Genomic DNA, 20,581 nt, shown 5'->3' on the forward strand with positions numbered 1-20,581 from the left:
GGTCGCCCAGGTGGCCAGCGGTTCGCCGAGCTTCAGTGCTATGGCCTGCTCGCCATAGGTAGCCAGAGCACGGAAATAGCCCGCAGCTGAGCACTTCTGTTATCGGGCTCCATGCGCCTCGCGTGGGACGCTCAATTCGGTACCTGGAAGGCGCAATTCCCTTGACCCCTCAACGCCGACGGACGCTGCCACTGGGGCGACGTTTCGGCTCCAGTGCTCCGGCCCATGGGCTGGCGAACATCAATTATGACTAGAGAATAGAGCAATGGATTATCCAAAGAGCACGCCCGGTGTCGGGCTGCTGAATGGGAAGTTTGTCGACGAAAACCCGGTGGCAGGTACCCCGGGATCATTGATTCCCGCTACCTGGGGCAATGCGGTTACCCAGGAAATCCTGAACGTCATCAAATCGGCCGGCCTGGTTCCCGACGAGGCATCGACCACTCAATTGCTGCAGGCGATCCAGAGTTTCGCTGCCCGGGATTTCAAGGACTCCGTACGTGTTGCCACCACCGGCTCCGTTGCCTTGAGCGGTCTGCAAGCTATCGATGGCGTGCAGCTCACGGTCGCCGATCGTGTACTGGTCAAGGACCAGGCCAATGCGGCGCAGAACGGGCTTTATATCGTTTCGGCCGGTTCCTGGGCGCGAGCGCCGGATGCGGCGCTGGATTATCAGGTGACGTCCAACTTTATTGTCGGGACGGATGAAGGGCAGGTAAACAAGTCGCGTATCTGGCAAATGACCACCACGGGGCCGATTACCGTCGGGGCCACGCCTTTGGTTTTCGAACTGATGGCCGGGGCTACCGGAGTGGCTGCCGGGGAATACCGGAAAGTAGTGGTCAATACGCGCGGCCAGGTGACTTCGGGATCGAACCCGACGACCCTGGATGGTTATGCGATTACTGATGCTTACAGCAAAACGGCGGCGAACAATACCTTCGTCAAGCAGGGCGGGGTCGGCACCCAATTAACCAACTCGGTCTATATCGGCTGGGATGGGCAGAACGTTCTTATCCAGGTCGATGCCACCAACTTCGGCAGCCTGTGGTGTTCGCGAAACTTCGACCCTGCGAAAAAGGCCGATGTTTCCGAGGTGTACAACAAGACGGCGACCAATGGGTTGCTGGATGCCAAGATCAGTTCCGATGCCTGCTCTATTGCCGGTTTTGCCAGCGGCAATTCGGCATCGCCGTATATGCGCAATAAAAACAACAACGAGTATGTGGGGCTAGCCAGGGCTGCGACTACTTTGGGTGGTTATGGCATTACCGACGCATATACCGCGACTCAGGTTAATTCCTTTTTAGGGGAGCGTGTCCTGAGGGATGGGATTACCTATGCCGGCTTTGCAAGTAATGACCCGAACACTCCCTACTTCAGAAGGGCTTCCGATAATGGTGTTTATGCTCTTCAACTTAAGCTCGGCTACACCCCTGTACGCCAGGGCGGGGGAATGGTCAGACTTCTAATGTGGTAATGCTGGGCTGGTCCGACGGCTCGGGTCTCAAGGCGCAAGTCGATGCTACCGATCTTGGGGCTATCTGGACCGACCATATTGGTAACTGGAAGGCGGTAGCTGCGCAGGCCACGGCCGGTACGGGCGCGGTTGGCTCCTATGCGCTCCTGCTTCTTGGCGGCGGTGGCGGCACCGGGCCTAGCTCTCTCGTGGCGGGTGTGAATTGCAGGTACGCCGCTTCGGATGGCAATGACTGGGGCGGTGCGCCTGCTGGCACCTGGCGAATTATGGGGGGCGTCAGAAATACGGACGGCGCAAGCTCCGACTCTACAACTCTATGCTTGAGGGTTTCTTGAAATGATGAAAGTACTAAGTGCTCGCACACCTTGCTGGAATGACCAGGCTCATACAACGCTCAACTTGCATGTGATATTCGAAGACACCAAGGACACACTTGGCGAAATCATATTCACCGCCTCTCCTGAAGATCCGGAACCTCATGGCCGGGAGTTGTTTGAACGTGCAGTCGCTTTGGAATTTGGTGATATCGCCGAGCCGGGGGTGGAAATGATAAAGAGCAATGTTCTGTTGCAACGCGCCGAGCTGACCGCAGTTGCCAACTCCGTAATAGAGAAGTTGCAGGCTGACCTGAATATCCTGCAGGACTCCGTGGAACTTGAAATTGCCACGGATAAGGAAATCGCGGCCTTGGCCACCAAGAAGGTCTCCCTGAGTGCCTGGAAAAAGCACCGGGTACTGCTGTCGCGAGTACAGGAGCAAGAAGGGTTTCCAACGGCTGTGGAGTGGCCCGAGGCTCCCGGTGAGTGAGGTCAGCTTGCAGACGTTTGCATTCGAGGATTTCCATCCATGCTGATTACTGAACCCGCTTTGCGAACGCCATTTCGATGAGCAGTTGATTAATCGAAATACAACGCTTTCCGAGGCTCAGTTTTATGAGTTTCTGAATTGTATTCAGTCTTTACGTGACTGGCCCCATTCCCAGTTTTTCCAAATCCAGAAAGTCGTCCAGCGCCACCCGAGTGATTGCCGGGATATTAGTATTTTCATTAAAAATGATTTCTGGCCTTTCTACCCAGATGTACGGGTTGATTTGTTTTTATCCGATGGTATTGCTGGGTTGAAGCATGTTTCATGTGTGCCAGTTCTGGTGGAGGGAAGATGTCTGGGTAAGATCAGTCGTGTTCGAGGTAGAAGGTTTAAGTAATGGATTATCCGAATAGTGTTCCAAGTGTTGGCTTGGTAGATGGCCGATTTATCGATGAAAATGCCATTTCTGGTGTTCCAGGATCACTGATTCCTGCAGCATGGGGCAATGGTGTAACTCAAGAGATACTGGCGGTAGTAAAAAGCGCAGGAATAGCACCGGATGAGAACGACAACGCTCAGTTGCTGAAGGCTTTGCAAGTTATTGTTGGTAAAGCAAGCCCGATGCTTTCAGTCGTGAAAAATATTACAGTTTCCAGATTGCTGGAGTCTGACGAACTGGGTTTGCTACTCATCAATGGTGCGGCAGATACAGTTTCGATAACGCTTCCTCCCAGCAACGAAGGTTTAGGTGTACGTGACGTTATTGTGCGCCGCGTGGACAACAGTGGCAATCGCTTGGTGGTGCAATGTTCGGGGACTGACAACATCAAGTTCCACACCCATTTGCGTCCTGCTGGTTATCCCTTCCTGGTGCTTATGGGGGCAGGGGATTGGTGGCATTTACGCAGTGATGGTGCTGGAAGTTGGTGGCCGGTAGGTCGGTTTGATGGCACGCCTCTGGGGCGTCCGGTCTTTGAAACGACGACCGCTTTCAGCCCCGGTGGTTATGGCGCCTTGAACGGGGCGATTCTCAGCCGGGCCGAATGGCCATGGCTGTGGGATCACGCCAAGGTGTCGGGAATGATGTGGACCGAGGCGACGCGAGTCGGTGCAGAAGGTGGCTGGAGCAGCGGTGATGGAACACTGACGTTTCGGGGCCCCGAAGGGCGGGGTGAGTTCCTGCGGGTTCTGGACGAAGGGCGCGGAATCGATCCGGGTCGTAATCCTGGCGTTGTCCAGCGAGACCAGAATCGGGCGCACATCCATACGCCGACGGCCGTGGCAGTGGGAGAAGGGGCTGCGAATGGAGCGGTCTTCCAGACGTCGGTCTGGTCTCTGAGATACACGCTGCCCTACCAGTTGGTTGGGACCACACCTGTGGGGACCGGTTTATCCAACGAAGGAGGCGCAGAGGCGCGTCCCCATAACGTTGCCTATCCTGGCCGGTTGAAACTGATCTGAGACGAAATGATGAACTACCTGATTGATGCATCGGGGGCTCTGATCGGCCCTGTTGAGTTTCCCCTTATTCCTGGCTTGGGCATTCAGTTGCCAAATAATGCTGTAACTCTGGACCAGCAGCTCGATGAGCCAATGTCTGGTCATGTATGGGCCCTTATCGGAGGCTGGCCTCAACAAGTTCTTGATTTGCGTGGTGTGGTCTACAGCACCGATACGGGTGAATCCGTGGAGTGGTCCGAGGTGGGTGACCTGCCAGAAGGATTTACGAAAACGGCGCCTCCGGGACCGTACTTTAGTTGGCGCGAGGGTTCCTGGCAGCTTGATGTAAAAGCACAACAGGCAGCGGCAACACTCGCCGCTCAAGGTGAGCGGGACAAACAATTGGCTGAGGCGACGTTGCGCATGGCGTCACTTCAATACGCCCTTGAACTGGGAGAAGCCTCATCCGAGGAGCAATCTGCCTTACTGGAGTGGAAGCGCTATTGCGTTGCCTTGAACCGTATCGAGCAGCAGCCGGGTTATCCGCTTGAAATTGAGTGGCCAGTGCTAACTCTGGATGCCCCCCGTGGCCGGTTGAATGCCTTGCGATCTTTCTTCCGTGCCAAATGAACCCAAGTCAGGGAGACACTGATGTCTGTGACCGAGGGACAACTCCTCAAGATCATGCCCAACGCCCGCTCCCAAGCGGGCGTTTTTGTTTCTGCGCTTAACACCGCCATGTTGAACCGCCATATCAACACGCCCAAACGCATGGCCGCCTTCCTCGCGCAGGTCGGTCATGAGTCGGGGCAGTTGCGTTATGTGCGGGAGCTGGGCAATGACCAGTACCTGAGCAAATACGACACCGGCAGCCTGGCGGCCCGTCTGGGCAATACCCCGGAGGCCGATGGCGACGGCCAGAAATACCGTGGCCGCGGTCTGATCCAGGTCACCGGTCGCGACAATTACCGGCAATGCAGCCTCGGGCTGTTCGGTGACGAGCGTTTGCTGGCGTTGCCGCAATTGCTGGAACAGCCACAGTGGGCCGCTGAGTCGGCCGCCTGGTTCTGGCAGCAGAACGGTCTTAACGAACTGGCCGACCGCGACCAGTTCAACAGCATCACCCGGCGTATCAACGGCGGCTTGAACGGCCTGGAGGACCGCCTGCAACTCTGGGCGCGGGCGCGGGAGGTGTTATGCCAGCCTTCGGCCTGATGCCCCTGTCTTCCCGGGCAATGGCTGTCGTCGTGCTGCTGGCCGTGGTGGCCGGCGTCGCGGGGACGCTGGCCTGGCAGGTTCAGGAGTGGCGTTTTGGCCGGCAACTGGCGGAGCAGGCCAGGCTGCACGGCGAAGCGCTGAATCAGTTGAACCTGGCGGCCGCTGCCCGGCAGCGGGACGAGCAGGATAAACGCCTGGCCCTGGAGCAACAGCTGCAAGCCAGCGACCAAACCCATTACCGAGCCTTGAACGATGCACAACGTGATCAAGGTCGCCTGCGCGACCGTCTTGCCACTGCTGATCTGCGCCTGTCAGTCCTCCTCGCCGCCGATGACAGCGCCGGCGGCTGCCCGGTGCCTGCCACCCCCGCCACCGGCGGCGTGGTTCATGGAGCCCCGCGAGCCCGACTTGACCCGGCGCATGCTCAACGAATTATCGGCATCACCGATGCCGGCGACCAGGGACTGATCGCCCTGCAGGCGTGCCAGGCCTACGTCAGGGCGTTGAACCGCTAAACATTTTGATCCGCTCCGTGCCTTGCAAGCGCGTATCGCTCGTGTACGGTAAGACCTCCGCCAACCCGATCAGGAGAGGACCGTGAACGAAATCACCCAGCTTGCCGCTGAACTTGGCAGGCGCCTGCAGATTCTGAATACCCACGTCACCACCGCCGAATCCTGCACCGGTGGCGGGATTGCCGAGGCCATCACCCGCATTCCCGGGAGTTCGGCCTGGTTCGAAGCGGGTTATGTGACCTACTCCAATCGGCAGAAGACCCAACAGCTAGGGGTGCCGGAAGCGCTGTTCGCTTCCGTCGGCGCGGTCAGCCGCGAGGTGGTCGAGGCGATGGTGCGGGGCGCGCAGGGCAAAAGCAGGGCGCGTTTTGCCGTGGCGGTCAGCGGCGTGGCCGGCCCGGACGGCGGTTCGTCACAGAAGCCGGTGGGCACCGTATGGCTGGCCTGGGGCGTGGGAGAGGCGGTAACGGCCGAGTGCCGACACTTTGCCGGGAATCGGGACGACGTCCGCCGACAAACGGTGAGGGCCGCGCTAGAGGGCTTGCTGCAACATGCCGCGGCAGAAATCTCAAAACAGGGGTAGGCGATCCACGAACGCTGTGGAATAATACTGGCTACTTATACAGGTGTTGGCCGTCAGGCCTTATTGATTACGTGAGGACTTTAATGGACGACAACAAGAAGAAAGCCTTGGCTGCGGCCCTGGGTCAGATCGAACGTCAATTCGGCAAGGGTGCCGTAATGCGTATGGGCGATCACGACCGCCAGGCGATCCCGGCCATTTCCACTGGCTCTCTGGGTCTGGACATCGCACTCGGCATCGGCGGCCTGCCAAAGGGCCGTATTGTTGAAATCTACGGTCCGGAATCGTCCGGTAAAACCACCCTGACCCTGTCCGTGATTGCCCAGGCACAGAAGATGGGCGCCACTTGCGCCTTCGTCGACGCCGAGCACGCACTGGACCCGGAATACGCCGGCAAGCTGGGGGTCAACGTTGACGACCTGCTGGTTTCCCAGCCGGATACCGGTGAACAGGCGCTGGAAATCACCGACATGCTGGTGCGCTCCAATGCCATCGACGTGATCGTGATCGACTCCGTGGCGGCACTGGTGCCCAAGGCCGAGATCGAAGGCGAGATGGGCGACATGCACGTGGGCCTGCAGGCCCGCCTGATGTCCCAGGCGCTGCGCAAGATCACCGGCAACATCAAGAACGCCAACTGCCTGGTGATCTTCATCAACCAGATCCGTATGAAAATCGGCGTGATGTTCGGCAGCCCGGAAACCACCACCGGTGGTAACGCGCTGAAGTTCTACGCTTCGGTTCGTCTGGATATCCGTCGTACTGGTGCGGTGAAGGAAGGTGACGAAGTCGTCGGTAGCGAAACCCGGGTCAAGATCGTCAAGAACAAGGTGGCTCCACCGTTCCGCCAGGCTGAATTCCAGATCCTGTACGGCAAGGGTATCTACCTGAACGGCGAGATCATCGATCTGGGCGTGCTGCACGGTTTCCTCGAGAAGTCCGGTGCCTGGTACAGCTACCAGGGCAACAAGATCGGTCAGGGCAAGGCCAACTCGGCCAAGTTCCTGCAGGACAACCCGGAAATCGGTAACGCCCTCGAGAAGCAGATTCGCGACAAGCTGCTGGCTCCGACCGCTGATGTCAAAGCTTCGCCTGTCAACGAGACCATCGATGACATGGCCGACGCGGATATCTGATCGATCCGATGACCGCCGTACTCGATACCCTCGTCGCGGTGCGGCGAACCGCAATGGACCTGCTCGCGCGACGCGAGCACGGTCGAGTCGAGCTGACGCGTAAACTGCGTCAGCGCGGCGCCTCTCCCGAGATGATCGAAACAGCCCTTGACCGTTTGACGGAAGAGGGGCTGCTATCCGAATCCCGCTACCTCGAAAGTTTCGTTTCCTATCGTGCCCGTTCCGGCTACGGCCCCATGCGTATTCGCGAAGAACTCAGCCAGCGCGGTTTGCAGCGTGCCGATATCGAACTCGCCTTGCGTGAGAGCGGCATCGACTGGCAAGCACAACTGGAGGATGTCTGGCGGCGCAAGTTTGCCGGGCATTTCCCGATAGATGCCAAGGAGCGTGCCAAACAAGGCCGCTTTCTGGGGTATCGGGGATATTCGATGGACATGATCGGCCGCTTGTTGAGCGGCCGAAGGGTGGGCGATTGACCTGTAGGGCCCGCGAGTCGAATGCGCGGGCCGCTGCTTCTCCGCTCAAGTGACCTTGATCGGTTCTCTATTGCGTTGTGGCGTCCTGGCCTGATTCATCGCCCAGTTTTCCGGCAGGTTGATGAAGTCGATCAGTTCGCGCAGGCGACCATTGTCGCGGGCGTTGAAGGTGAACGACAGGCGTGCCAGATGGCTGAACTCCGGTTCGTTGTGCTCCTCGACATTGTAGGCATGTTGATGGAAGCGATCGCTCAGGCACAGGTCGGCGAAAGCCGTCTGCATCTGCTTGAGCGCCGGTTCGCTGAGCTTGTGATTCATGCGAATGACAAACTGATGTTTCAGCCAGCGACTGGAGTGGAAGTTGCTGTAGAACTGGTTGATTTCTTCGACCGCCTCCTCGGTGTTGTGCGCCAGGCGCATCAGCTTCATGTCGGTTGGCAGGATGTAGCGGTTGTTCTCGAGCTGGTTGTGGATAAAGTCCAGCGCCCCTTGCCAGAAGGTTCCTCCCGGGACATCCAGCAGCACCACCGGTACCAACGGGCTCTTGCCGGTCTGGATCAGGGTCAGTACTTCCAGCGCCTCATCAAGCGTGCCAAAGCCACCCGGGCATAACACCAGGGCATCGGCTTCCTTGACGAAGAACAGCTTGCGGGTAAAGAAGAAGTGGAAGGACAGCAGGTTCTCCGTGCCGTCCACCGTCGGGTTGGCATGCTGCTCGAAGGGCAGGGTGATATTGAACCCCAGGCTGTGATCGCGACCCGCACCTTCGTGGGCCGCGGCCATGATGCCGCCTCCGGCGCCGGTGATGACCATCAGGTCGGAGCGGGCCAGGGCTGCACCGAGTTCTCGCGCCAGGCCATACAGCGGGTGTTCGATCGGGGTGCGCGCGGAGCCGAATACCGTCACCTTGCGTCGGCCCTTGAACTGCTCCAGCACGCGAAAAGCATGTTCCAGTTCGCGCAGGGCCTGCAGGGTGATTTTCGCGTTCCAGCGGTTGAGATCGTCCTGGGCCATGCGCAGGACGGTGAGAATCATGTCGCGATAAAGAGGAATGTTGGGGCTGTTGGGGGCGATCAGGTTGAGTTGTTCTTCGACCTTGCTGAGGTCGATACCGTTGCTCTGAAAATGACGACTGAGGAGGTCATTCGGTTCGTAAGGCATTCAACTTCTCCTTCTGCACAGAACCTTTGACACGAACGAAGCATTCGTTGGTATCACGACACTGCATGTGTCGCTGTCAGCCCGGCTTTGGCGGCTGATTCGCCAGGGTGGAAAAACCCTGACGTGGCCAGCGGGCCATCCATACAGGTTCTGCTATTCCTTGATTTAGAAAGCATGTGCACTGCAAGACGCGCTTGGGCGGCCTCCGGATCCACCCAGGAAAATTCAGCATGAACACTTTGAAATCTAGACCTTCATGATGATTCGCGCTGACTTGATCATGGGCCTTGAAAGTCGGGGCTGGCAATCACTTATTAGCGGTGACGTGCGGCGTTTTCACCGCCTGTCTGAACGCATGCCGACCGGTGGAGGCTCTGATTTACTAAGTTACAGCGCTAGCAAGACAGCTTGGCGTCAAAGGGCAGGATGCACAGGTCGGGGTTGTCGCGCAGGTAATGGCGAGTGGGGCACGGAGGCTGGTCATGCACAAAGTCGTACTGGAAATAGATGCGCAACTGTATCAACTGCTGAAGTCAGCGGCAGACGCCAATCATCTGACTCTTGAAGAGGAATGCCGACGCCGGCTTGAAGGTGGGGAGCGCCGTTCGAGCTATTTGCAGGCCCTGTTGGCGGAGCTGCGGGCCGATGATCAACAGCGGCACGCAGCGGGGCACTGAATTACTTTTTCTTCTTCGTCGGGGCCGGGCAGTCCGACTCCTGGAAGCGTGCCGAGGCGACCGGGCGGTTGGTGCGGTTCTCGGTGAATTCGTAGCGCATGATCGCGCCCTTGGCCATCAGCTTGCGGTAGTTCGGGTCACGACAAACGCTGGCACCCAGTTGCAGGTAGACCGCCTTGGGGTTGGCGCGCATTTTTTCCGCGTGTTCGGCCTGGACGCTGAGGTGGTTGATCAGCTCCTTGCCTTCGACGGTATAACCCTGGTCGAGGATGTTCTCGTTGACTTCCCGAGGCGTGCCGACGTTACTTTCCTCGGCGGTTTTCTGCAGAGTCTTGTTCAGTTCGAAGTCTTGCAGCGATGCAGCCTGGGCACTGAACGGCAAGGCCAGCAGAAGGGCGGCGGTGGGAACGATAAAGCGCAACATGAAACTCTCCTGGTTCAGTGACTGATGCTTCGACCAGCCACGCGACTGTGCGTTCAGTGGCGGCGAATTATAGGGGAGCGAGGGTAGGCGGTACAGGTTTGAGCAGAGAGCTCTGATAAACTTGTGCGAATTTTCAGCTTTCCGAGTTCTTTTCGTGTCGATTCCTTCTTTCTGCCAGGGCGGCTTCTAATGAGTCATGCCGTATCCCGCCTGCGTGCTCAACGTCTTGCGCGTGCCGTCAGGCCTTTTACCGCCCGGGGCTCCCGGGCGGAGCGCTGTGCGGGCTGTCGGGTGATTCCCAGCCACTGCATGTGCGCCTGGCGCCCCAAGGTTTCCGCGCAGTCGGCGATGTGCTTGATCATGCATGACGTCGAACCCATGAAGCCGAGCAATACCGGCTGGCTGATCGCCGATGTCATAGAAGACACCATGGCGTTCCCCTGGTCGCGAACAGAAGTCGACCCACAATTGCTGGCCTTGCTGGCCGATCCCCAGTGGCAGCCTTATGTGGTGTTCCCCGGAGAGTTCGTCGCGCCACAGCGGGTGGTGAACGAAGTCCGCCTGGAGGCGGGCAAGCGCCCGCTGTTTATCCTGCTGGATGCAACCTGGAGCGAAGCGCGCAAGATGTTTCGCAAAAGCCCTTATCTTGAACACTTGCCGGTATTGAGCCTGGAGCCCGAGCAGTTGTCGCGCTACAAGCTGCGGCGTTCCAAGCGCGATGACCATTTCTGTACCGCGGAGGTTGCGGCGCTGTGCCTGGAGTTGGCCGCGGACCGGCAGGCCGGCGAAGTGCTGGATGCTTATCTGGATGTGTTCAGCACCCATTATCTGTCGGCCAAGTTCCAGCTTGAGATCGACCCTGACGACGAGACGCACACGCGCCTCAAGCCTTTTCTGTAAGACCTGAGGCAAGGGACTGGAATTTTTTCGGCCAGAGCTGCGCCACCAGCATCCCGCTCAGCATCGAGGCGCAGCCGCGCGGGCGTGGCTTTGCATGATGGCACTGTTATTAGTTAGCAAGCTAAGATGCCGCACAGCTCGAAGCTTGACCACCCCGGCTTCGCTGGGCATGCTTGGCGCCGATTAGGGCGCGACCGATCTTTGAAACGCCGCATTTCCGGGCTCTTGGCGTTGATCGTGCTCTTTGGGTGCAGCATTCTGGCTGGCACCTGTGTTGCCTTGGCGAGGACCGAATGCATCGGTGCTCCCATAAAAAACAGGATCATTTGAAAAATGGCCACATACGAAATCCTGATTGCCGATGACCACCCCCTCTTTCGTAGCGCACTGCATCAAGCGGTGACCTTGGGCCTCGGCCCGGATGTCCGTCTGGTGGAAGTGGCGAGCATTGCCGAACTGGAAGCCCGCCTGACCGAAAAGGCCGATTGGGACCTGGTGCTGCTGGACCTGAACATGCCTGGTGCTTACGGTTTTTCCGGCCTGGTGCTGTTGCGCGGTCAGTACCCGCAGATTCCGGTGGTGATGGTGTCGGCACAGGAAGAAGCATCAGTGATGGTGCGTTCACGCGAATTTGGCGCCAGCGGTTTTATTCCCAAGTCCAGTTCTCTCGAAGTCATTCAACAAGCCGTGCGCAGTGTGCTCGACGGCGATGTCTGGTGGCCGCCACAGGCCTTCGAAGAGGTCAGCGTCTCCGCCGAGGCCAAGGCGGCCAGCGAAGGCCTGGCGAGCCTGACGCCACAACAGTTCCGTGTGCTGACCATGGTCTGCGAGGGGTTGCTGAACAAACAGATCGCTTATGAGCTGAGCGTTTCGGAAGCCACCATCAAGGCCCATGTGACGGCAATCTTTCGTAAGCTGGGGGTGCGGACCCGCACTCAGGCGGCGCTGTTCCTGCAACAACTTGAGTCAATTTCCAGCCAGTAACTGGCTCTTTCTTCACGCTTTTTTGACTTTTGTTGAACTAGCTTGCCCATTCCTTATTGTTCTAGTTGCCTATTTATGTCGCCTTTCAAAGGTCAAACCGGTCTTAAACGCATCCTCAATGCCTCGGGATACTCCTTCGATGGCCTGCGGGCCGCCTTCACCGGCGAAGCTGCGTTTCGTCAGCTGGTGCTGCTCAACGCGATTCTGATCCCCGTGTCTTTCCTGCTGAATGTCAGCCGGGTCGAGCGGGCGTTGCTGATTGCTGTCTGCTTGCTGGCGCTGATTGTCGAACTGCTCAATTCGGCGGTCGAGGCGGCGATCGACCGCATCTCCCTGGATCGCCATCCACTGTCGAAAAATGCCAAGGACATGGGCAGCGCCGCGCAACTCGTGGCCTTGAGCATGATTACCGTGGTCTGGGCCGTGATCCTTATCTAAGGAATGCTCGGCAGCACGATCTCGTCGCTGCGCTGCACCCCGGCGGTAAAGGCGCGGCAGAGTTCGAGGAATTCGCGCATCGCCGAGGTCTGATATTTCTGTTTGTGCCAGATGAAATAGAACTGCCGGGCCAGGTCCAGGTCCGGCGTCTCTACCGGCACCAGGCTGCCACGCCGGAAAGCGTCGCGCAGCGCCAGCCTGGAAATGCAGCCAATCCCCAACCCCGACTCCACCGCGCGCTTGATCGCTTCGGTGTGTTCCAGTTCGAGCCGGATATTCAGCGCGCTGCGATGATGACGCATGGCCTGGTCGAAGGTCAGGCGCGTGCCCGAGCCCTGTTCCCGCAGAATCCAGGCTTCGTGGGTCAGTTCCTCCATGCTCGCATGGCCGCGTTTGGCCAAGGGGTGCTGCGGGGCGCAGAACACCACCAGCTCATCCTCGACCCAGGTTTGCACTTCGATGTCCGGATGGCTGCAGTCGCCTTCGATTAGACCCAGGTCAATTTCGTAGTGGGCGACCTGTTGCACGATATGCGCAGTGTTCTGCACGTGCAGTTTGACCTGGCTCTCCGGGTGGACCTGCATGAAGCTGCCGATCAACAGGGTCGCCAGGTAGTTGCCGATGGTCAGGGTCGCGCCCACCGACAACGAGCCGAAGCCGGATTTGCCGTTGAGCAGGTCTTCGATTTCCTTGGCCTGGTCCAGCAACGCCACCGCCTGGGGCAGCAGCTGTTTGCCCAGGGCGTTGAGGCTCAGGCGCTTGCCGGCGCGATCGAACAACTGGCAACTGGATTGCCGTTCCAGTTCGGTGATTGAAGTGCTTGCCGCGGATTGGGAAAGGGCCAGCAGGCCGGCAGCACGAGAAACGCTCTCTTGCTGGGCGACGGCGACGAATACTTGCAGTTGACGGAGAGTAAATCGCATATCGATATAACCGATAACCCTTATCTTAATAATCCAGTTAACAGATATTGTCGCCGCCATTAGAATGCTGTGCAATTGCGCTCGGCTCGCTTGTCGCAGAGCAGGCGCCGACAACTTTCCAGGAGTCCCCCGTACATGAGCAACATGAACCACGAGCGTGTCCTCAGTGTTCATCACTGGAACGACACTCTGTTCAGCTTCAAGTGCACCCGCGATCCGGGCCTGCGCTTCGAGAACGGTCAGTTCGTGATGATCGGCCTGCAACAGCCCAATGGCCGCCCGCTTATGCGCGCTTACTCGATTGCCAGCCCGAACTGGGAAGAGCATCTTGAGTTCTTCAGCATCAAGGTTCCCGATGGTCCGCTGACTTCCCAGCTGCAGCATTTGAAGGAAGGCGACGAGATCATCATCAGCAAGAAGCCTACCGGTACCCTGGTACTGGACGACCTGAAGCCTGGCAAGCACCTGTACCTGCTCAGCACCGGTACCGGCCTGGCGCCGTTCATGAGCGTCATCCAGGATCCGGAAACCTACGAGCGTTTCGAGAAAGTGATCCTGTGCCACGGCGTGCGTTACGTCAACGAAGTCGCCTACCGCGAATTCATCACCGAGCACCTGCCGCAGAATGAGTTCTTCGGTGAAGCGCTGCGTGAAAAACTGATCTACTACCCGACCGTGACCCGCGAGCCATTCGAGAACGAAGGCCGCCTGACCGACCTGATGCGCAGCGGCAAGCTGTTCAGCGACATCGGCCTGCCGCCAATCAACCCGCAGGACGACCGCGCCATGCTGTGCGGCAGCCCGAGCATGCTCGACGAGACCAGCGAAGTGCTCAACAGCTTCGGCCTGACCGTTTCGCCACGCATGCGCGAGCCGGGTGACTACCTGATCGAGCGCGCCTTCGTCGAGAAGTAAGCGACTCGCAGCACAGAAAAAAGCCCGCGTTGCCTGAGAAGGCAGCGCGGGCTTTTTCGTTTCCGGTTGCCGGTCAGCGCGCGGGGACCACTTCCAGGACCTGGATCACGCCCGGCTGCGGGTAGTGCCAGCGCACGTCCAGATCCCAGAACTGCGCGCCGTATTCGCGTTCCGGGGTGGGCGTCTGGTAGGCCGGGCGTGGGTCCTGGGCCAAACATTGCTCGATCAGCTCCACCAGCGGCTCCTGCAGGCGTTGAGCGTGCGTATGGGCCTGTTGCAGGGCGTTGTCGCTCCACTGCACCGGTATCAACTGCGGCGCCGCGCTGGCGATGCTGTTGCTCGCGCTGTCGATGATGTCGGCGTAAGGCACGTAGGGCTTGATATCGAGAATCGGCGTGCCGTCCAGCAGGTCGATGCCGGAGATCCACAGGCGATTGGCCTCGACCTTGTCCAGCTTGACCACCGACTGGCCAATGCCGTTGGGCCGGTGGGTGGCGCGGGTGGCGAAGACCCCCATGGACTTGTTGCCGCCCAGGCGCGGCGGGCGGACCTTGAGCCGCGGTTTGTCTTCCAGCGCCTGGTGAAACAGGAACAGCAGCCAGATGTGGCTGACCTGTTCCAGGCCCTGCACCGCGTCGCCCTGGTCGAAGGGTGCCACCAGCTCCAGCACGCCACGGGCCGCCGGGGCCAGTTGCGGCTGGCGCGGGATGGCGAACTTTTCCTTGAAGCAGGAGCGCACGAAGCCGATGGGGGAAACGCTGTAGGTCATTTTGTAAGCCTCAAGCTGCAAGCTACAAGCGACAAGCTTTGGACTTCAGCTTGCAGCTTGAGGCTTGCAGCTTATAGCTGCCTTACGCTCTGACGCGCAGGGTCAGGCCCTTGAGGAAGTTGCGCAGCAACTGGTCGCCGCACGGGCGGTAGTTGGTGTGGCCGAACTTGCGGAACAGCGCGCTCAGCTCTGGCTTGGACACCGGGAAGTCGGCGGCCTTGAGGATGGCGTGCATGTCGTCTTCCTTCAGCTCGAAAGCGACCCGCAGCTTCTTCAGGATGATGTTGTTGGTCACCGGCAGTTCGATCGGCAACGGCGGACGGCTTTCGTCCTTGCCACGCTTGAAGATCACCAGTCCGTCGAGAAAGTGCGCCATGACCTCGTCCGGGCAATGCACGAAACCTTCTTCCTCGTCCTTTTTCAGGTAGCCGACTATATCGTCCAGGCTCACGTCAAAGCCGGTGAGCTTGATGATCTCGACGACCTTCTTGTCGCTGATGTCGAGCATGTAGCGCACGCTGCGCAGTACATCGTTATGAATCATGTCTACAGTCCTGGTCTGTTCACGTTGAGCGCCGCATGCACGCGCGGCGTCTGAATGGGTGTCGGCCTAGAATTTTTCTTTGGCGGACAGGTAGCGCCATTGCCCGACCGGCACCTTGCCGATGGAAACCCCACCGATACGGATGCGGCGAATGGCGACCACCTTCAGGCCTACCGCTTCGCAGAGCTGGGCGATCACGCCCGGTTGCGGGTTCTTCATGGCGAAGCGCAGGCGGTTTTCGTTCTGCCAGCTGGCCTTGACCGGCGGCAGTTCGCGGCCCTTGTAAGTCAGGCCATGGTTCAAGCGGTTGAGGCCGTGGGCGACCATCTTGCCTTCCACCTCGACCACGTATTCCTGCTCGATCTTGGCCGCATCGGCGGTCAGCTTGCGCAGGATCTTCCAGTCCTGGGTGAACACCAGCAGGCCGCTGGCATTGGCTTGCAGATCGGCGCTGGCGGTCAGGCGCAGGAAGTGGCCCTTGAGCGGCCGTTTGCCGAAGCGGTGTTCCTCGGACAGGCTGGCGGCGCTCAGCGACTGCATGGCGCTGTCGACGTCCTGGCCGGCCGGTACGTTCAGCAGCAGGGTCACCGGCTCCGGCGCGGTGGCCTTGGCCTGCGGGTCGAGCTCGACTTTCTGGGTGTCGACCTTGAACTGCGGCTCGTCGATGACCTCGCCATCCACGGTGACCCAGCCGCCCTCGATGAACAGCTCAGCCTCCCGGCGGGAGCAGCCGACGAGTTCGATGAGGCGTTTGGAGAGACGAATCGGGTCAGTCATGACAGGGGCCGTAGCAAAAGGGGGCAGGCATTGTACCTGCCCGGCGCCGGTTAATCGCGGGTCCATTTGCCCGCTGTGGCTTTTAGCCGCGCAGCGCTTGCTGCTGGGGCTGTTTCAAACGCATGTGCAGCAGCGGATAGGGCTGGCCCATGCCGTCGTGCTCGGAGCGACCGATGACCTCGAAGCCCTGCTTGAAGTAGAAGCCCAGGGCTTGCGGATTCTGCTCGTTGACGTCGAGTTCGTCGGCGTTCAGGTGTTCGATGGCGTACCTGAGCAGTTGCTTGCCCAGGCCCTGGCCGCGATGGGCGGGATCGATGAACAGCATCTCGATCTTGCCGGCGGCGACCCCGGCGAAGCCGGTGATGTGCTGGCGCTGGTCCCGGGTGCAGATCAGCATCACTGCATCCAGATAACGGTTCAGCACCAGGTTTCTCAGCAGTTCGATGTAGCTGTCCGGCAGGAAGTCGTGGGTGGCGCGCACCGAGGCCTCCCAGACCCGGGTCAGTTCCGGGTAGTCGCTGTGTTTCGGGGTATGGATGACCGAATGATGGCGCATGCCGCCTGCTCCTTTGTGGTGACGCATCCGTGGTCCTGAGCAAACGATAGACGTAAAAAAGCCCCGCATCTCGCGAAGAGAGCGGGGCTTTGCGGTTTTTTACGCCTTACAGGACTTCGGCCCAGAGGTCGTATTCGTCGGCGTCGGTGACCCGGCACCAGACCTTGTCGCCTGGTTTGAGGTCGCCGGCACCGTCGATGAACACGTTGCCGTCGATCTCCGGGGCGTCGAAGAAGCAGCGACCCACGGCCCCCTGTTCGTCGACTTCATCGATCAGCACTTCGATTTCCTTGCCGATGCGCTGTTGCAGGCGCGCCGAGCTGATTGCCTGCTGGTGCGCCATGAAGCGCTCCCAACGGTCCTGCTTGACCTCGTCCGGGACCACTTCCAGGTCCAGGTCGTTGGCCGGCGCGCCTTCCACCGGCGAGTACTGGAAGCAGCCGACGCGGTCGAGCTGGGCTTCGGTCAGCCAGTCGAGCAGGTATTGGAAGTCTTCTTCGGTTTCGCCGGGGAAGCCGACGATGAAGGTCGAGCGGATGATCAGCTCGGGGCAGATCTGGCGCCAGTTCTTGATCCGGGCCAGGGTCTTGTCTTCGAAGGCCGGGCGTTTCATGGCCTTGAGCACTTTCGGGCTGGCGTGCTGGAACGGGATGTCCAGGTACGGCAGGATCTTGCCGGCGGCCATCAGTGGGATCAGCTCGTCGACGTGCGGGTACGGATAGACGTAGTGCAGGCGGACCCAGACGCCCAGGGTGCTGAGGGCTTCGCAGAGCTCGGTCATGCGGGTTTTCACCGGCGCGCCGTTCCAGAAGCCGGTGCGGTACTTGACGTCGACGCCATAGGCGCTGGTGTCCTGGGAGATCACCAGCAGCTCCTTGACCCCGGACTTGACCAGGCGCTGGGCTTCGTCCAGCACATCGCCCACCGGGCGGCTGACCAGCTTGCCGCGCATCGACGGGATGATGCAGAAGCTGCAGCTGTGGTTGCAGCCTTCGGAAATCTTCAGGTACGCGTAGTGGCGCGGAGTCAGCTTGATGCCTTGTGGCGGCACCAGGTCGATCAGCGGGTTGTGGTCCTGTTTTGGCGGCACCACTTCGTGCACCGCGCTGACCACTTGCTCGTACTGCTGCGGGCCGGTCACGGCCAGCACGCTCGGATGCACGTCGCGGATATTGCCTTCTTCCACGCCCATGCAGCCGGTGACGATGACCTTGCCGTTTTCCTTGATGGCTTCGCCGATCACTTCCAGGGATTCGGCCTTGGCCGAGTCGATGAAACCGCAGGTGTTGACCACCACGACGTCGGCGTCCTGGTAGGTGGACACCACGTCATAACCTTCCATACGCAGTTGCGTGAGGATGCGCTCGGAGTCGACCAGCGCTTTCGGGCAACCCAGGGAAACGAAGCCGACCTTGGGGTTGGCTGGCGCGGTAGGGGTGGACATGTCTAACCTCGGTATAGGTGTCGGGCCGCTCGGCAATCTGGATAAAACCGCTGGCGACGGATGGGCGCTAGGGGCGCCTCTGATCAAAAAGTGCGCAATTCTAGCGATGGCCGACGCACTTGACCAGCTTTTTGCAGGGAAATACGACGAGTGCTGCGCTATGCTTCGCGCCGTTGCGCCCGGGTGAATTCTTACTAGTCAACAGAACGTCTGTAACTGTAAGTAAAAGGGCGCATGCTGCATTGGCATTCACGAGAGTCTTGCAAGCTTGGCGTTGTCTTGAATGTCATGCCTTTTATAAGAAGCCCCGATCTGGGTAGTAGGAGTGGTGGATGGGTCAGGCAAGTAGTCAGGCGGTAGGCAGCGAGCATTCCAGGGCCAGGCCCCTGGGGATGCTGGTGGCGGCGGTCGGGGTGGTTTATGGCGACATCGGGACCAGCCCGCTTTATACCTTGAAGGAGGTATTCGCGGGGCATTACGGGGTCCCGGTCAACCACGACGGTGTATTCGGCATTCTTGCATTGATCTTCTGGTCGCTGATCTGGGTAGTCTCGATCAAATACGTGTTGTTCATCCTGCGGGCCGACAACCAGGGCGAGGGCGGCATCATGGCCTTGACCGCCCTGGCCCGGCGGGCGTCGACGCCCTATCCGAGGCTGCGGGTGGTCCTGGTCATCCTGGGCCTGATCGGCGCGGCCTTGTTCTACGGCGACAGCATGATCACCCCGGCGATTTCCGTATTGTCGGCGGTGGAGGGGCTGGAGATTGCCTTCGACGGGCTCGAGCACTGGGTCGTACCTATGGCGCTGATCGTGCTGGTGGCGCTGTTTCTGATCCAGAAACACGGTACCGATCGCATCGGCAAGCTGTTCGGGCCGGTGATGGTCCTGTGGTTCGTGACCCTGGGCGGGCTGGGGATCTACGGCATCGCCCAGCATCCGGAAGTGCTGCAGGCGCTGAACCCGGTCTGGGGCGTGCGGTTCTTCATCGTGCATCCGGGCATGGGCGTGGCCATTCTCGGCGCGGTAGTGCTGGCATTGACGGGTGCCGAAGCGCTGTACGCCGACATGGGCCACTTCGGGCGCAAGCCGATCGCTCGCGCCTGGTTCGCCCTGGTGCTGCCGGCGCTGGTGCTCAACTATTTCGGCCAGGGCGCCTTGCTCCTGGAGAACCCGGAAGCGGCACGTAATCCGTTCTATCTGCTGGCGCCGAGCTGGGCCCTGATCCCGCTGGTGGTCCTGGCGACCCTGGCTACCGTGATCGCCTCCCAGGCGGTGATCTCCGGCGCGTTCTCCCTGACCCGCCAGGCGATCCAGCTGGGTTATATCCCGCGCATGTACATCCAGCACACCTCCAGCGCGGAGCAGGGGCAGATCTACATTGGCGCGGTGAACTGGGCGCTGATGGTCGGGGTGATCCTCCTGGTGCTGGGCTTCGAGTCTTCCGGCGCACTGGCTTCGGCCTACGGCGTGGCGGTGACCGGGACCATGCTGATCACCAGCATCCTGGTGTCGGCGGTGATGCTGTTGCTGTGGAAGTGGTCGCCGGTGCTGACGGTGCCGATCCTGGTGGGCTTCCTGCTGGTGGACGGGCTGTTCTTCGCCGCCAACGTACCGAAGATCTTCCAGGGCGGTGCTTTCCCGGTATTGGCGGGGATTGTGCTGTTCGCCCTGATGACCACCTGGAAGCGCGGCAAGGAACTGTTGATGGACCGCCTCGGCGAGGGTGCGTTGCCGCTGCCGATCTTTATCAACAGCATCCGTGTGCAGCCACCGCATCGGGTCCAGGGCACCGCGGTGTTCCTCACTGCGCGCTCCGACGCCGTGCCCCATGCGCTGTTGCACAACCTGCTGCATAACCAGGTGCTGCACGAGCAAGTGGTGCTGCTGACCGTGGTCTATGAAGATATCCCGCGGGTGCCGACGCAACGGCGCTTCGAGGTGGATTCCTATGGCGAAGGCTTCTTCCGGGTGATCCTGCACTTCGGTTTCACCGACGAGCCGGACGTGCCTGAAGCGCTGAAGCTGTGCCATCTGGACGAGCTGGACTTCAGCCCGATGCGCACCACCTACTTCCTCAGCCGCGAGACAGTCATCACCTCCAAGATCGTCGGCATGGCGCGCTGGCGCGAGACGCTGTTCGCCTTCATGCTCAAGAACGCCAACGGCAACCTGCGCTTCTTCAAGCTGCCGGTGAACCGCGTGATCGAGCTGGGGACCCAGATCGAGATGTAAGCTGGCGCGACAGCAGAAGCCCCCGTCACCGCTGTGGTGACGGGGGCTTTTTTGTTGGAGGAGGGCGCTTTCCCCTGCAGGAGCGAGCTTGCTCGCGATGGCGCTCTACCTGACAGCCCGGGCTGATCGCGAGCTAGCTCCGCTCCCGCAGAGGGGGATTTCAAGGATGAAAAAGCCCCC

Annotated in this window: 23 protein-coding genes; 15 read left to right on the top strand and 8 right to left on the bottom strand. The window is 59.9% G+C overall.

Annotated elements, in window-relative coordinates:
- Window positions 1-265: 265 nt before the first annotated feature.
- The 9 genes from CXQ81_RS08595 (at window position 266) to recX (ending at window position 7,655) form a co-directional block, all read left to right on the top strand.
- Window positions 266-1,480, top strand: coding sequence for a phage tail protein (locus tag CXQ81_RS08595; protein ID WP_256593463.1), 1,215 nt, complete (start codon window positions 266-268; stop codon window positions 1,478-1,480).
- Between the two features lie 336 nt (window positions 1,481-1,816).
- Entirely contained in the window at window positions 1,817-2,287 is a 471-nt protein-coding gene (locus CXQ81_RS08600; protein ID WP_256593464.1) for a tail fiber assembly protein, read from the top strand.
- A 396-nt stretch (window positions 2,288-2,683) separates the two neighbouring features.
- Window positions 2,684-3,748 (top strand): phage tail protein, encoded by a 1,065-nt coding sequence (locus CXQ81_RS08605; RefSeq protein WP_101336993.1) that lies wholly within the window; start codon window positions 2,684-2,686, stop codon window positions 3,746-3,748.
- A 6-nt stretch (window positions 3,749-3,754) separates the two neighbouring features.
- Window positions 3,755-4,357 (top strand): tail fiber assembly protein, encoded by a 603-nt coding sequence (locus CXQ81_RS08610; RefSeq protein ID WP_101336994.1) that lies wholly within the window; start codon window positions 3,755-3,757, stop codon window positions 4,355-4,357.
- A 21-nt stretch (window positions 4,358-4,378) separates the two neighbouring features.
- A complete protein-coding gene (locus CXQ81_RS08615) occupies window positions 4,379-4,942 on the top strand; it encodes a glycoside hydrolase family 19 protein (protein ID WP_101336995.1) in 564 nt (187 codons plus the stop codon).
- Window positions 4,924-5,460 carry a lysis system i-spanin subunit Rz gene (locus CXQ81_RS08620; RefSeq protein WP_101336996.1) on the top strand — a complete coding sequence of 179 codons (537 nt, stop codon included), beginning with the start codon at window positions 4,924-4,926 and terminating at the stop codon, window positions 5,458-5,460. Before CXQ81_RS08615 ends, CXQ81_RS08620 begins: the two co-directional genes overlap by 19 nt.
- Before the next feature lie 82 nt (window positions 5,461-5,542).
- Window positions 5,543-6,043: a CinA family protein gene (locus tag CXQ81_RS08625; protein ID WP_101336997.1), complete on the top strand. Its 501-nt coding sequence runs from the start codon at window positions 5,543-5,545 to the stop codon at window positions 6,041-6,043.
- Window positions 6,044-6,126: 83 nt separating this feature from the next.
- Window positions 6,127-7,179, top strand: coding sequence for a recombinase RecA (gene recA, locus CXQ81_RS08630; protein WP_007923942.1), 1,053 nt, complete (start codon window positions 6,127-6,129; stop codon window positions 7,177-7,179).
- 8 nt (window positions 7,180-7,187) lie between these two features.
- Window positions 7,188-7,655 (top strand): recombination regulator RecX, encoded by a 468-nt coding sequence (gene recX / locus CXQ81_RS08635; protein ID WP_101336998.1) that lies wholly within the window; start codon window positions 7,188-7,190, stop codon window positions 7,653-7,655.
- 45 nt (window positions 7,656-7,700) lie between these two features.
- On the opposite strand, the gene CXQ81_RS08640 is transcribed toward recX, so the two are convergent.
- The gene (locus CXQ81_RS08640; RefSeq protein ID WP_101336999.1) at window positions 7,701-8,816 is read right to left on the bottom strand and encodes a TIGR00730 family Rossman fold protein; all 1,116 of its coding nucleotides are present in this window, start codon (window positions 8,814-8,816) and stop codon (window positions 7,701-7,703) included.
- A gap of 482 nt (window positions 8,817-9,298) precedes the next feature.
- Between CXQ81_RS08640 and CXQ81_RS08645 the strand changes: the two genes are divergently transcribed.
- On the top strand, window positions 9,299-9,493 hold the full coding sequence (locus CXQ81_RS08645; RefSeq protein ID WP_007923939.1) for a hypothetical protein: 195 nt from the start codon (window positions 9,299-9,301) through the stop codon (window positions 9,491-9,493).
- A gap of 1 nt (window position 9,494) precedes the next feature.
- Here CXQ81_RS08645 and CXQ81_RS08650 read toward each other — a convergent pair whose 3' ends face one another.
- A complete protein-coding gene (locus tag CXQ81_RS08650; RefSeq protein WP_009042441.1) occupies window positions 9,495-9,917 on the bottom strand; it encodes a PA3611 family quorum-sensing-regulated virulence factor in 423 nt (140 codons plus the stop codon).
- A gap of 189 nt (window positions 9,918-10,106) precedes the next feature.
- Here CXQ81_RS08650 and CXQ81_RS08655 point away from each other — a divergent pair, with 189 nt between their 5' ends.
- From CXQ81_RS08655 to CXQ81_RS08665, 3 genes are all read left to right on the top strand, one after another.
- On the top strand, window positions 10,107-10,817 hold the full coding sequence (locus tag CXQ81_RS08655; RefSeq protein WP_009042442.1) for a tRNA-uridine aminocarboxypropyltransferase: 711 nt from the start codon (window positions 10,107-10,109) through the stop codon (window positions 10,815-10,817).
- A gap of 333 nt (window positions 10,818-11,150) precedes the next feature.
- The gene (gene erdR / locus CXQ81_RS08660) at window positions 11,151-11,801 is read left to right on the top strand and encodes a response regulator transcription factor ErdR (protein ID WP_101337000.1); all 651 of its coding nucleotides are present in this window, start codon (window positions 11,151-11,153) and stop codon (window positions 11,799-11,801) included.
- Between the two features lie 75 nt (window positions 11,802-11,876).
- A complete protein-coding gene (locus CXQ81_RS08665) occupies window positions 11,877-12,239 on the top strand; it encodes a diacylglycerol kinase (RefSeq protein WP_007923932.1) in 363 nt (120 codons plus the stop codon).
- Here the strand turns inward: CXQ81_RS08665 and CXQ81_RS08670 are convergent.
- A complete protein-coding gene (locus CXQ81_RS08670; RefSeq protein WP_007923931.1) occupies window positions 12,236-13,162 on the bottom strand; it encodes a LysR family transcriptional regulator in 927 nt (308 codons plus the stop codon). The two genes, CXQ81_RS08665 and CXQ81_RS08670, sit on opposite strands and share 4 nt — an antisense overlap.
- A 135-nt stretch (window positions 13,163-13,297) precedes the next feature.
- Between CXQ81_RS08670 and fpr the strand changes: the two genes are divergently transcribed.
- Window positions 13,298-14,077 carry a ferredoxin-NADP reductase gene (gene fpr / locus CXQ81_RS08675; protein WP_007923929.1) on the top strand — a complete coding sequence of 260 codons (780 nt, stop codon included), beginning with the start codon at window positions 13,298-13,300 and terminating at the stop codon, window positions 14,075-14,077.
- A 73-nt stretch (window positions 14,078-14,150) separates the two neighbouring features.
- On the opposite strand, the gene tsaA is transcribed toward fpr, so the two are convergent.
- The 5 genes from tsaA to rimO all read right to left on the bottom strand — a co-directional run bounded on the left by tsaA (window position 14,151) and on the right by rimO (window position 18,167).
- Complete coding sequence (gene tsaA / locus CXQ81_RS08680) at window positions 14,151-14,846, bottom strand: tRNA (N6-threonylcarbamoyladenosine(37)-N6)-methyltransferase TrmO (protein WP_101337001.1); 696 nt, start codon at window positions 14,844-14,846, stop codon at window positions 14,151-14,153.
- A gap of 82 nt (window positions 14,847-14,928) precedes the next feature.
- Window positions 14,929-15,390 carry a DUF1456 family protein gene (locus tag CXQ81_RS08685; protein WP_007923927.1) on the bottom strand — a complete coding sequence of 154 codons (462 nt, stop codon included), beginning with the start codon at window positions 15,388-15,390 and terminating at the stop codon, window positions 14,929-14,931.
- 66 nt (window positions 15,391-15,456) lie between these two features.
- On the bottom strand, window positions 15,457-16,167 hold the full coding sequence (locus CXQ81_RS08690; protein WP_101337002.1) for an rRNA pseudouridine synthase: 711 nt from the start codon (window positions 16,165-16,167) through the stop codon (window positions 15,457-15,459).
- An 82-nt stretch (window positions 16,168-16,249) separates the two neighbouring features.
- Window positions 16,250-16,723, bottom strand: a complete 474-nt coding sequence (locus CXQ81_RS08695; protein WP_085529982.1) for a GNAT family N-acetyltransferase — start codon at window positions 16,721-16,723, stop codon at window positions 16,250-16,252.
- 106 nt (window positions 16,724-16,829) lie between these two features.
- The gene (gene rimO, locus CXQ81_RS08700) at window positions 16,830-18,167 is read right to left on the bottom strand and encodes a 30S ribosomal protein S12 methylthiotransferase RimO (protein WP_007923924.1); all 1,338 of its coding nucleotides are present in this window, start codon (window positions 18,165-18,167) and stop codon (window positions 16,830-16,832) included.
- A gap of 392 nt (window positions 18,168-18,559) precedes the next feature.
- Here rimO and CXQ81_RS08710 point away from each other — a divergent pair, with 392 nt between their 5' ends.
- On the top strand, window positions 18,560-20,401 hold the full coding sequence (locus tag CXQ81_RS08710) for a potassium transporter Kup (protein WP_371860898.1): 1,842 nt from the start codon (window positions 18,560-18,562) through the stop codon (window positions 20,399-20,401).
- The last annotated feature ends 180 nt before the right edge of the window (window positions 20,402-20,581 follow it).

The organism is Pseudomonas sp. 09C 129, from assembly GCF_002843625.1.
GTDB lineage: Bacteria > Pseudomonadota > Gammaproteobacteria > Pseudomonadales > Pseudomonadaceae > Aquipseudomonas > Aquipseudomonas chlororaphis.